This is a genomic window from Streptomyces sp. NPDC002564 (genome assembly GCF_042889645.1).
In the GTDB taxonomy this organism is placed as follows: Bacteria; Actinomycetota; Actinomycetes; order Streptomycetales; family Streptomycetaceae; genus Streptomyces.
Genome location: NZ_JBIARE010000003.1, coordinates 480,446 through 492,892 on the forward strand (window position 1 = coordinate 480,446; position 12,447 = coordinate 492,892).

The window sequence follows — 12,447 nt, forward strand, 5'->3', positions numbered from 1 at the left end:
CACGCGACGAGCACGGATGCCCCGGCCCCTGGCAGGCGCGCCCCCGTCACAGCGCCACCACGGAGACCTCCGTGGCCTTGACGCTCGTCCAGACCGCGACCCCGTCGGCGAGCCCGAGGTCGAGCGCCGCCTGCGGGGTGATCTCGGCGACGAGGTCGGGCGCCTCGCCCGACGTGATCAGGACGCGCAGGCGGGAGCCCGCGGTGGTGATCTCCCGTACGGTTCCCGGCCACACGTTGCGCGGGCTGCCCCCGGGCTTCTCGCGGTGCACGGACACGGCCTCCGGCGTGATGACGGCGAGCGCCCGCGTCCCCGCCTCCAGGGGATCGGCGACGACGAGCCGCCCCTCCCCCGCCAGCGTCAGCGTGCCGTCCTCGCCCGCGGTGCCGGGCCAGGCGTTGCGGCCGAGCATGCGGGCGACCCACGGCGAGCGGGGGTGCCGGGTCACGTCGGCGGGCGGCGCGTCCTGCAACGTACGGCCTTCGTCGAGTACGAGGACCCGGTCGGCCAGCGAGACCGCCTCGACGGGGTCGTGCGTGACGATCAGGCAGACGCCGCCGAACCCGTCGAGGTGGCGGCGCAGGGTGTGCCGGACGTGGGCGCGGGTGGTCTGGTCGAGGGCGGCGAGCGGCTCGTCGAGGAGCAGCAGCCGGGGCCGCGCTGCCAACGCGCGGGCGAGCGCGACCCGCTGGGCCTGCCCGCCGGACAGCTGGGCGGGCCTGCGGTGCGCGAGGTGTCCGACGCCGAGCCGGTCGAGCCAGGCCTGCGCGTCACGGCGGGCCTCGGCACGTCGTACGCCCTGCGCGCGCAGCCCGTACGCGGTGTTGCCGAGCGCGTTCAGATGCGGGAAGAGGGCGCCCTCCTGGGGCACCCAGGCGACCCCGCGCCGGTGCGGCGGCAGGCCGGTGACGTCGCGCTCGCCGAGCCGCAGGCGGGCGTGGGCGCGCGGGGTGAGCCCGAGCAGGGCACGCAGGAGCGTGGTCTTGCCGGCGCCGTTGGGTCCGACGACGGCGATGGTGGTGCCGGGTTCGGCGTCGAGGGTGAGCTCGTTGTAGCCGGTGACGTCGGCGTGCAGGCCCCATGTCTCGTGGGGCGCAGGTTCCTTGACGGCGTGGACGGCGTGTCCGTCGGGGTCGCCGCCGACCGCGCCCGTAGCGCCGGGCACGGTCGCACCCCCGTCCGCGGCCCGGCGACCGTCGTCCTCGTCCCGGTCCGCGAGCGGCTCCCGCACCCGCACGGACCCGGACCCGCCGGTCGTCCACCGCCCGCGCAGCCCGGCCAGCACGGCCATCGCGATGGCGAGCAGCAGCAGGGACAGCGAGGTGGCGGCCTCCGGCGAGTCCTGGAGGAGGAGATACACCTGGAGCGGCAGGGTCTGCGTGGTGCCGGGCAGGTTGCCCGCGAAGGTGATCGTCGCGCCGAACTCGCCCAGCGCCCGCGCCCAGGTCAGCGCGGCCCCGGCGACGAGCCCGGGGGCGACCATCGGCAGGGTGACGGTGAGGAACACCCGTACCGGCGAGGCCCCCAGCGACGCGGCCGTCTCCTCGAAGCCGGGCCGCAGCCCGCCGAGCGCCCCCTCCAGGCTGATGACGAGGAACGGCATCGCCACGAACGTCGCCGCGACCACCGCACCGGAGGTGTGGAAGGGCAGCACGATCCCGAAGGTGTCCTCCAGCCAGGGCCCGAGCAGCCCGCGCCGCCCGAACCCGAGGAGCAGCGCGACACCGCCGACGGTGGGCGGCAGCACCATCGGCAGCAGGACGAGCGAGCGCAGGAGCGCCTTCCCGCGGAAGTCCACGCGCGCGAGCAGCCACGCCAGGGGCACCCCCAGGAGCAGGGAGAGCCCGAGCGCCCAGAAGGACACCACCAGCGACAGCTTGAGCGCCTGGGTGACGCCGGGGGTGGTCAGGTGCGTGCCGAGCTCGCCCCACTCGGTGCGCGCGAGGATGCCGACGAGCGGCATCAGCAGGAACGCGACGGCGAGCAGGGCGGGGACGGCGAGCGTGAGCGGCGGCCTGGTACGGGCGCGGGAACGTGAGCGGAGCATGGCGGTGGACGTTACGGCTTCTGGAAGCCCGCGTCCCGGAGGATCTTCTGCGCCTCGGGGGTGCTGAGCCACTTCACGAACGCGGCGGCGGCGTCGCCGTTCTTCGACTCCTTGAGGGTCGCGGCCGGGTAGGAGGCGACGGCGTTCTGGTCGTCGGGGATCTCGACGGCGTCGACCTTGTCGGTCGCGGTGGCGGCGTCGGTCTTGTAGACGATGCCGGCGTCGGCCTCGCCGAGCTCGACCTTGCTGAGCACGGACCGCACGTTGGCCTCCTTGGAGACCGGCTTGACGGTGACCTTCTGGGCGTCGAGGACCTGCTTGCTGTAGCGCCCGACGGGCACGGTGTCGTCGGCGAGGACGACCTTCAGCTTGGGGTCGGCGAGGTCCTTGAGCGCCTTGACCTTGCCGGGGTTGCCCTCGCGGGTGGCGATGACGAGGCGGTTCTTGGCGATGACGGTGGGCGCGCCGGTCTCCCCCTTGAGCCCGTCCATCGTCTTGGTGTCGGCGGTGACGAGCACGTCGGCGGGCGAGCCCTGCTTGACCTGCGCGGCGAGCTCCTGCGACCCGGCCGCGGAGACCGTGATCTTCGTGCCCGGGTGCTCCTTCTCGTACACCTTCTCGGCGGTGGCGAAGGCGTCGGTGAGCGAGGAGGCGGCGAGGACGGTGAGGCTGACGTCCTTCTTGCCGCCGTCGTCCTTCTTGCTGTCGCCGTCGTCGTCGTTGCCGCAGGCGGCGAGCGGGACGAGCAGCGCGGCGGTGACGACCGCGGCGGCGGTGCGACGGGCGTGGCGGGCGGTGAACTTCGGGGACATGGCACGGACTCCTAGTGAAGGGCGAAAGGGAGGCGACGCGACCGCGTCACGGACGCGCGACAGCCACCGGACACGTCACCGTGGACGTACTACGGCTGTCGGACGCGTCGATACGGACGTCAGGCGCGGTCGATGTGCACGCTGGTGGACTTCACCCGGGCGGTGGCCTGCATCCCGACCTCCAGGCCGAGCTCCTCCACCGCCTCCCTGGTCAGCAGCGAGACCAGACGGTGCGGGCCCGCCTGGATCTCCACCTGGGCGGCCACGTCGCCGAGCTTCACGGCGGTGACGATGCCGGGAAAGGCGTTACGGGCGGTGGTGTACGAGACGTCTTCCTCGCCCGCGCCACCGCTCTGGGCGACCTCGACGGAGAACGCGGCGAGATCCCGCCCGTCGATGAGCCGCCGGCCGCCCTCGTCCCGATGAGTGGCGACCCGTCCGGCATCCGCCCACCGCCGAGCGGTATCGGGACTGACCCCGAGCAGACGCGCGGCCTGCCCAATTGTGTAGGACTGCATGTGCGACAAGATACGGCCGATCGGCTCGCATTTGGAAAACTTGGGCGGGATCTCCATCGCAGATGCGCCCCGGAACCCCGCGCTCTGGAGGAACCTCTAAATCCCCGAGGGTCACGACGTCACCCTCCCCACCGCGTCCGCACCAATGGCGCACCGCCGATGCCGGCCGCCACGCCAGGCGGACTGATCGGGCCGACCACCTCACTCGCATCCTCACCCCACCCCTTCGCCAGGGTCGGCCTCCCTGCCGCATCCGCTTCCACGCCCTCCACCACTCGACCGCCGCCCTGCTCCTGCGAACAGGGCATCGACACCCTCAGCAACGCCCTCGGCCGTGGCGACGATGCCCTGACGCCCCACCCACCGCAACCGTAGTCCGTTGCCCTTGCCCTTGCCCTTGCCCTTGCCCTTGCCGTCAATCAGCCAAAACGCCCCGCCGGAAACAATCCGGGACTCCCAAGCTATGAGCTGACCTATTTCATAGGCCAATACTTGACTGGCTACTCCGCACCGTGGACGCTCCCAGAGTTAGCGGCTCGACACCTTCTGCCCCTGCAACGAAAATTGCCCACCAAAGCTCCTCGCACGGAATGCGAGCCTCACCTTCGTGTCGATCCAGACGCAAACGGATTCGTGGCCGCCAAGGGTGACATCCATCCCACCACAACCAAGCGCGAAGATCCGGGTCGAAGCAGTAAAGCCACTCCTCTGCATCCCGAGGGGGATCCTCCCTCACCCCCAGATACCTACGCCTAGAATCCTCCGAGGGGCGCCGCTTCAAGCTTACCCTTCGAAGGGAAGGTCGTAACGACTCACCAAGCACCCCTATCCAACAATTAGACCCGACCCAGGGATTATTGCACCATCAGTCCAGGAATATAGTGATCACGTAACCTCAAAAGACCAGCACCGTCAGATCCATCCGGGGCCACCTTGCGGACAAAGTTCCATTCACGCTTGATCCCCGCCCGGCCGGGAGGTATGCGCCGAGGAAGTACCGCTCCCGTTTAGCTGATCACCCTTAAATTCATGTTCAGGAACAGGGCTCCAGATCCCGATGTGAGACATTTCCATCTACATCAACGGACAATCTCTGGGTTGCCGAAATTGACGTGTCCTGCTTCCGATAAACCGTCGTGACATCAGTCCCACCACAGTTGTGCACGAGGACCAGCGCCGCCCCGGCCAGCACATGGTTCGCTTCCACGACCTACGGCACTCCACCGCCACCCTCCTCCTGGAGCAAGGCGTCGAACTCGTCGTGATCAAAGAACTCCTCGGCCACGCCCACATCGGCGTCACCGCCACCGTCGACGCCCACGTCAGACTCCGCCTCCAGCGCGACGCCATCGACCTCCTCGGCTACGCCCTCCGCAGCCCCGAGGAGACCACTGGCCAGCCCGATGGCGGCGGTGACCTACCGCTCTGCGCGGTCCACGTCCGCTGACGTTGCCGTCAACTACTGCCGTCAGGCCACGCTGAAGCCCCGCCAGGACGCACCTGGCGGGGCTTCAGATCTGCATGAGGGATGCCGAGTCAGATCAGCCCGAGCTCGCGGACTCCACGTCGATGCCAGCCGACCGCTCATGCCCCCAAAGATCAGGCGACAGTAGCGACGGCCCAACGACGGCATGAGCACCGCTGAGATAGAGAATCCATCTCAACTCGTCGCAGGCGAAAACTGGCTCTCCCAGGGAATCCACCCACGCCTGGAGTAAATTCCCACCAAGCAGAGTCACATCCCACCATTTCCAACGCCTCTGCTTCGGATCGAATGAGAACAGAAGATCCTGCGCCGTCCACTCCTCTTCTCCACGATGCAGAGAATACCGAAGGCGGGCATCCCTGTGCACCTCAGAGAAATCACCACCTCTAGCCCACGCCGGAAGGGCATCTTCTGGAAGTTGATCCAGTTCGAAGTCTCCGTGCCGGGAAACTTCTACCCCGGCAGCGACGAGCCCTCGAACACGACGGGCAAAGCCTTCCGCTTCTTCCCATCGCCCGACTTCCACATGAAACACAGCCAGCGGCCCCACTGGTGACGCCGTGGGGCGAACCCACAGCCGGCCAAGCTCTTCCTCGGAGGTTTCTGTCATCTCTCCATCACCTGCGATCCGAACCAAAGGTCGATCACAGCACTCTCCCCGATCCTGGAATTATCGCAGCCAAGAGTCCAGGGAACATCTCCGATGGAATCCCGTACAAATCTTTCCCCCTACCTGGATCATCAATCTGCGCGCGCCCCGAAGAGGAGATATTCCACTGCCGCCTACTCATACCCGGCGGGCGACGCTGGTCGATTGCACCTGAGCGAACCCGAGCCACATACGAACTCGGAACATCGAAAGCGACTATTTGACCACCCGAGCCGCGGTATTGCTCTGTGTGCGCGATGTTCCCGCTCATGTTCAGATGCAGCATTCCGTCACCATTGATCGAGACGCCCCCATCGCCATCGACCGAAAGACGCTGGCTATCTGGGTGGTCCGTCTGCAGTCGATATACCGTCGTGTTGCAGTTGTGAACAAGGACCGGCGTGGCCCCCGCCAGCACATAGTACGTACGAAGGTCGGCCACGCTGAGGTTGTGGACAGTGGCCTGCGAGACCGTCCATCGCCTCACGGCGCCGATCTGCACCTGTGTACCGGCGCTGGTGCGCAGCCACTGGCCCGCCCGCAGGTCGGTGGCGTCGATCCATTCCCTCAGTTCCGGGACCCAGAAGGGGTGGCCTGCGGTCGCGGTGGCCGATGCCGGCTGCCCCTTGTCGGACCTGACGGCTCTGTCGGACCTGTCGGACCTGTCGGCCTTCGCAGCCCTGGCCTCTTCCACCTTCCCGGTCGCCCCGGCCAATCCGGCTGCTTTCTGGTCACGCACATTGATCGTGATCTTGACGAGCCGCTTGACTCCGGTGCCCTTGATCTTGGCCGTGACCGTCTTCGCGGCGGTCTTGCCGGTCTTGGGGTCGGTGGCGGTGACCTTGTCGCCGATCTTGACGTCCTTGATGGCTCGGGCGGTGCCGTCGGCCATCAGGACTTTCGTATCAGGGGTGAAGCTGTTGGCTAGACAGCTCACTCCTTCGTCGGGATCCGCCTTCTTGGCGATGCTCTCAAGCTTGTCGGCGGCCTTGTCGAACTTGCGCCAGGCCTTGAAGTTGTCGATGACGTCGTCGATCAGGCCCACGATGCGTTTGCCCAGAGCGACGGCCTTCTTCCACTTCCAGGGCAGACCGTACTTCTTGGCGAGTTTGCCGAGAACGCCGCCGGCCAGGCTGCTCGCCACGTTCACCATGGTGGCGCCGCAGGCACCGATGTTGCCGGTGGTGAAGCAGTCAAGGGCGTCCGTGATGCCGAGTTCATCGGCGAGGATGCCGGCCAGTTCCTTGGCGGCGGAGATCGCGGTGTCCTTCGCACCGTTCGACTGAGCCCTGACCTGAACGGCGTGGTGCTGCTTGGCGGCCTTCGATGTCGAACTGTGCCACGGGGTGCGATGTGGCGAGTTCCGCGGCAGCGGAGTGTGGTTGATGCCGGCCGCGTCGATCGTCGGGCAGCCGGGCTCGGCGCACAGTCCGGTCGGGTCGGACTGGGTGACAGGATTGTTGTTGGCGTACGCGTAGCCGTTGATCTGCTGGGAGCTGGTCAGGTCCAGGACGGGATCGGCGGTGATGAAACGGCCGTTCTCCGCCTCGTACTCGCGCGCTCCGATGTGAGTGAGGCCGGTGGAGGTGTCGACGGGTTTGTTGAGGAATCCCTTGTCGTCCACCCAGCCCGTGGTCGCGGCGCCACGCTCGACACCGAAGGGGTCCATACGGCGTCGGGTGACCTCGCCGGTCTTGGCGTCGACGGCGGCGGACATGGTGCCGTGGTGGTCGCCCGCCAGGAACTGGACGCCCTTGGTGGTGCGCAAGGCCACGCTTTGGCCTGCGAAAGAGTAGTAGCGGGTGCCTTCGACCGCCCGGGTGGCGGTGTTCAGGCTGATCTCCATGCCGGGCAGGTAGAGCGTCTGCTTCTTGTCCTCCTTGCGCAGCAGTCGGCCACCGGCGGCATCGTAGGCGTAGGAGGTGTCCGCGCCAGCCGTGGCGAGCTTGCCTTCGCTGTTCCAGCTCAGGCCCTGTGTCTCGCCGTTGAGGATCCGCTGCCTGGTGTTGCCCGCCTCGTCGTAGGTGAAGCTGTCCTGACGGGTCACCGCCGGAGCCGAGCCGGAGGCCGGACTGTTCTGGACGACCTTGGTCAGGGTGTGCGGCCCTCCGTTGCCGGATGCGTCCTCGCCGTAGCTGTAGGTGCGGGTCGTGTCGGCATCGCCGTTGACGCCGTGCAGGACCTGGCTCTTGCGGTTGCCGGCGGTGTCGTAGTCGAAGGTCTGCCAGTACGGGGCCGCTCCGCCGATGGCGTCGGTGGTGGGACCGCCGACGCAGGCCCCGTTCTGCTTGCCCGACCCAGCGGCTCCATCACCGGAGTTGGAGGTCGACCAGGCCGACGTCAAGCGCTGCTGCCAGTCGTAGCTGAAGCACTGCACGTCGCTCTTGCCGCCGGTGGGAGTGTCGGCGATGGAGGTGACGTTGCCGGAAGGGTCGTAGGTGTAGTCGGCGTCGTAGGTGACGGCCGAAACGTCTTCGACGTCGACGCGGGAGCTGGTCAGCCGGTCGGTCCCCTGCTCGTAACCGTAGGTGAGCCAGGCCTGCTTGCCCTCCGAACCGATGGCGCCCAGGGCGAGTTGCTGCAGCTGAGAGGTGGGCGCATAGGCCGCTTCCCCGACGTAGGAACCGCCCAGCGACGACGTCATCGTCTTCGGGCGCTGCAGTGAGTCGTAGCTGTAGGTCAGCGTTTCCGAGGGCAGCCCTCCGGCGGCAGGCATGCGCACGGACTGGACGGTGCCGTCCTGGTTGTACTGGGTGCCGAACTCGTAGGTGCCCTTGAGCTCAGCTGCCTCCGTGCCGGCCAGCGTCACCTCCGTGACGGTGGGCTGGTACATCTCGTCCAGCTGAGTGTTGAGGGTGGAGGACTGCACCTGGCCGCCCGCGTACCGGTAGGTGCCGAACACCTGGCCCTTGGCGACTCGGTCGTAGGTGGTGGCGGTGAGCTTGGTGCCGGTGTCCGGTACGCCCTCCCAGGTGGACACGGGCCGGCCGAGCACGTCGTACTTGGTCGATGTCTTCTTGCCCCGGAAATCGGTGGTGGAACTGAGGCGGTCCAGCGCGTCGTAGGTGTAGCGGGACGTGCCGGTGTCCGGGTCGGTCGCCGACGTCTTGCGGCCGCGCTGGTCGTAGCCGAACGACCAGACGTTGCCCGCCGGGTCTTCGGAGGACTTCAGCTGGCCGGTCGGCAGGTACTTGTAGACGGTGGACTCGTAGTCCCCGGCGGTGCCGGTCGGGAGAGGCTTGTCGCCCTTGTAGCGACGGATCTCCTTGGTACGGTCGTGACCGTCGGTGATGACCGTGGTCGGAGTGGTTCCGGCCGGCGGGTCGGTATGGACCCGGTCGCCGCCGTAGGAATAGGAGGTGCGCCACTTCTCCTCATCGGCCACCTTGAAGATCTCGGCGGTTTTGCGACCCGCGCCGTCGTATTCGGTGACGCTCTGACCGTCCACCTCGCCGGTGGGCGTGAAGACGGTGTTGGTGGGAGCGCCCTTCGCGTAGTAGTCGGTGTTGGTCTGGGTCAGGTTGCCGACACTGTCGTAGAAGCTGTCGGCGACAAGACGGCCGCCGTCCGGCCCCTCCGTCTGCTTCTGCCGAGGCCGCAACAGGCCGTCATAGAGCTGGTACTCGGTGCCGTAGGAGGTTCCGTCCTTCTCGATCTTCTCCGTCTTGACGGCGACAGGGGCCTTCTTGCGGATCTGGTAGGTGTACTTGATGGACGGGGAGAAGTCGTTGGCCTTGGGCCGGTCCGGCAGCCACACCGAGATGAGCCTGCCCAGCGCGTCGTAGCCGAGTGTGCTGAGCTTGCCGTTCATGTCGGTCTGTGCTGCAGGAGTGCCCCAGGAGCGGACGTACTCCGTGGTCGCGGTCCAGCCCAGCGGGTTGGTCTCGATCTTCTTCGTGGTGAGGCCGTCGGTCTCGGTGTACGCCGTCTTGGTGCTCGTGCCGGCGGCATCGCTGACCTCGAGCGGTCGACCGTACTGGTCGAAGTCGGCGACCGCGGATGAGCTGACCGTCTCGTAGGTGGCCTTGGTGCCGTCGTGCGAGGCCAGGCGCTGCACCTTGGTGGTGTCGCCCTTGACCGGCGACGCTCCGAGACTCTTGCCGTCGTAGAACGTCAGGTCGTCCTTGACCAGCTGGGTCTTGCGGTCGGCGGTGTCGCCGCAGGTGACGGCCACGGTCTCGACGCGGGAGACCATGTTGAGCATGTGCTTGGCGGCGTTGTCGGCATACCAGGTACGGGTGCATTGGTTGTCGGTACCGTCGCCGTTGACGCCGTAGTCATCGGTCTCGGTGACGCGGCCGTTGGCGTCGTCGTAGCGGAGCGTCGACTTCGTCTCCCGCCAGCCGCCGGCGGCCAGCGCCGTGTAGGAGGAAGTCGTGGCCGGACGCACGTAGGAGGCGGTACGTGTGCCCCAGGTGTGCTTCCGGGTGGCAGTGGTGTGCTGCCAAGCGGTGCTGATGCTCTTGGAGACGACCTTGTCGTTGGCGAACGCGCCGTTGTAGCTGGTGGTCTCCAGCTCGAACCCGGACAGGTCGTCATCGTCGGCGTGCTTGGCGCCCGTCGAGTCGGTGACCTCACCGCCCAGGCCGCGGAGGAAGGTGTGCTCGCTCCGCTGGTTGGTCGCGCTGACCGTGCCGCCGGACTTGGTGACCCGGGTCTTGCCGTAGCCGCGCCAGTCGCTGTGGGTGCGGTATTCGTCCTTGGTGATGCCGTCGGCGCGTGCCTTCTTCCAGCCCGGATCGCCCAGGTACTCGTACTCGGTGACCGCGTCGGGGGCGCCACCGGTCAGGTCGCTCTGGACGACCTTGCGGACCAGGTACTTGTGGAACCAGTCGTTGATCGGTTCGGTGACGCCGGGTGGATTCCACTTCACCGGGTAGCAGGCCTTGGTGGAGGCGTCCGGGGCGGGCAGATTACCGGCGGTGCACTCTGCGTCGCGGTAGATGATATCGAGCAGGCCGCCGGTGTCGCTGTCCACACCGGCGAGGCGGTAGCGATTCATCGCCTGGATGTTGTCGCCCGGTTTGTCGACCCGGTTGGGCAGTTGCTGGCCCAACAGTTCGACCGGTGGCATTGCGACGGTCCCCGAGCCCGCATGCCCGGTCTGCGTGATCGTGTTCAGCCACAGGGACTTGGAACTGTCCCCGTTGTCCGTGAACAGATGTCCCAGGGTCCAGGAGTCGACGTCCGCGTAGCCGGTGTCGTCGCGGATCTGCGTGGTGACCTTGGACAGCTTCTTGCGGGTCCAGAACGTCGGAGAGTTCTGGCCCTTGCACTTGGTACCCGCCTTGCAGTTCCGGTCCCATGGCACGTCCGGCCAGCGGGCCGCGGTCGCGTCCGTCAGATCGCCGACTTCACAGTCGGCGGCCGCGGCCAGACAGCGCTCATCCGTGGTGAAGACCACGCGTGCGGAGGCCGGTGTGGTGTAGACCTTGCCGTCACGCTGGCCGTAGTCGATGCGCTTGAGGTAGCCGCCGCGAATGTAGGACTTGCCGTTCTCGCCCGTCTTCAGGCCCTGGGTGTAGTAGTTGGTCTCCTTGGCGTAGAAGTACGACATGGCGTTGCCGTGCGGATCCACGACGTAGTCCAGGTTCCAACGCCAGGCCTGGGTGCAGTGGGAGTCGGCGAGCGTGGACTTGTGGCAGGGCTCGTCGGAGTCGTCGCCGTAGACGGGAACGGTCCACGTGGAGCCGGTCTGCTCCTTGCCGGAGGTGTAGCCGGGCAAGTTGTCCAGGCCGAAGTAGTACTGGGTCCCGTCGGTGGTCGTCACCAGCCAGTGTTCGCCGTTGTCATCGCCGTTCGCGGCGCCGGTGAGCTTCTCGACCTTGAGATTGTCGTCCGCCTCGACCCGCCACTCGCCGGACTTGTCGTCCTTGATCAGCTCGCCGGAACTGCCGCCCGCCATTTGCAGGGTCGCGTTGTCGTACGCCCAGCACTCATCACCGTTGCTGTCGGCCTGCCCGTCGTCCGCACACGGCTTGTAGCGGCGCTCGATGAAGCCAGGCTCGTAGTTGAACCCCTGGCCGATCCACGAGCCTTGGTTGTTCGTCACGGCCGTGGAACCGTCGACCGACTGCGAGTTGTACCCCAATGTGACCTGCGGTCCCAGACCGCCCGGTGCGGGGGGAGTGCGCATGGGGTACGACCAGTTGAACGCGCCCGAGGAATACGACACGTTCCAGTCCGCGGAGGGGGCCAGCGGGGTCGCGCCGAAGCTGCCCTGGTCCCCCGATGCACCGGCCTCGGCGGCCAGCACCGTCAGGCCACCGGTCTCCCGGTGAGCCGCGGCGGTGGGCACGGGAACGTCCGCGCTCACCGTCCGGCCTGCCGTGTCATTGGTGGTCGGCAGCGGTTTCCCCATGGTGCAGCGGGTCTTCTCCGGGGTGGTCAGCACACAGGCCGGATACTGGACCAGGCGCAGCCGAGTGCCGTAGCCGGCCCCATAGGCGTCCGCGAAGCCCGCGTAGTCCACGGTGAGGCGGGCGGCACCGGCCTCATCCGTGCTGCCGGCGGATGCCACGGTCAGCAGAACACCGTCGACGCCCGCCGCCTCGGTCTGCTCACGGTCGACGACCGTGACGCGGACCGCCTCGGCGGGCGGTCTGGATCTGGTCTGTCTGTCGGGTGGCCCGACTTCGACGGGCAAGCTCTTCGCCGCGACGGTTCTCGCTCCGTCCAGGCTTACCTTGCTGCTGCCCGGGGCCGGCCAGGTCACCTTGGCCGGGGAGGTGACCCTGGCCTTCTCCGCTGGGTTCTCCCGGTGACGTTTGGACTTCAGCGCCGTGCCCTCGACCGGGTCGCCCAGATCCTGCTGCACACCCGGACGCGTGCCGCCCTTCTCGACCGCCTGAGCCTCAGGTACGTACTGCGGCAACATGACCGCCGTGAGCGCGACTGCCACGGTGGCAACGATGCCGCGGCGCAGACCGCGTCGG

5 protein-coding genes and 1 pseudogene are annotated in these 12,447 nt (G+C 67.6%); 1 reads left to right on the forward strand and 5 read right to left on the reverse strand.

What is annotated here, in order from left to right; genetic code table 11:
* Positions 1 to 46 precede the first annotated feature (46 nt).
* The 3 genes from ACFYXE_RS13705 to ACFYXE_RS13715 form a co-directional block, all read right to left on the reverse strand.
* A complete protein-coding gene (locus ACFYXE_RS13705; protein WP_389312088.1) occupies positions 47 to 2,047 on the reverse strand; it encodes an ABC transporter permease in 2,001 nt (666 codons plus the stop codon).
* An 11-nt stretch (positions 2,048 to 2,058) separates the two neighbouring features.
* Positions 2,059 to 2,859 carry a molybdate ABC transporter substrate-binding protein gene (modA, locus tag ACFYXE_RS13710; protein WP_389312090.1) on the reverse strand — a complete coding sequence of 267 codons (801 nt, stop codon included), beginning with the start codon at positions 2,857 to 2,859 and terminating at the stop codon, positions 2,059 to 2,061.
* A gap of 119 nt (positions 2,860 to 2,978) precedes the next feature.
* Positions 2,979 to 3,377, reverse strand: coding sequence for a helix-turn-helix transcriptional regulator (locus tag ACFYXE_RS13715; RefSeq protein ID WP_361175393.1), 399 nt, complete (start codon positions 3,375 to 3,377; stop codon positions 2,979 to 2,981).
* A 1,177-nt stretch (positions 3,378 to 4,554) separates the two neighbouring features.
* On the opposite strand from ACFYXE_RS13715, the pseudogene ACFYXE_RS13720 reads away from it, so the two are divergent.
* Positions 4,555 to 4,824, forward strand: a pseudogene (locus tag ACFYXE_RS13720) (tyrosine-type recombinase/integrase); the annotation flags it as partial.
* 94 nt (positions 4,825 to 4,918) lie between these two features.
* On the opposite strand, the gene ACFYXE_RS13725 reads toward ACFYXE_RS13720, so the two are convergent.
* Positions 4,919 to 5,473 (reverse strand): hypothetical protein, encoded by a 555-nt coding sequence (locus ACFYXE_RS13725; RefSeq protein ID WP_389312092.1) that lies wholly within the window; start codon positions 5,471 to 5,473, stop codon positions 4,919 to 4,921.
* Between the two features lie 34 nt (positions 5,474 to 5,507).
* Entirely contained in the window at positions 5,508 to 12,413 is a 6,906-nt protein-coding gene (locus ACFYXE_RS13730) for an RHS repeat-associated core domain-containing protein (RefSeq protein ID WP_389312094.1), read from the reverse strand.
* Positions 12,414 to 12,447: the final 34 nt, after the last annotated feature.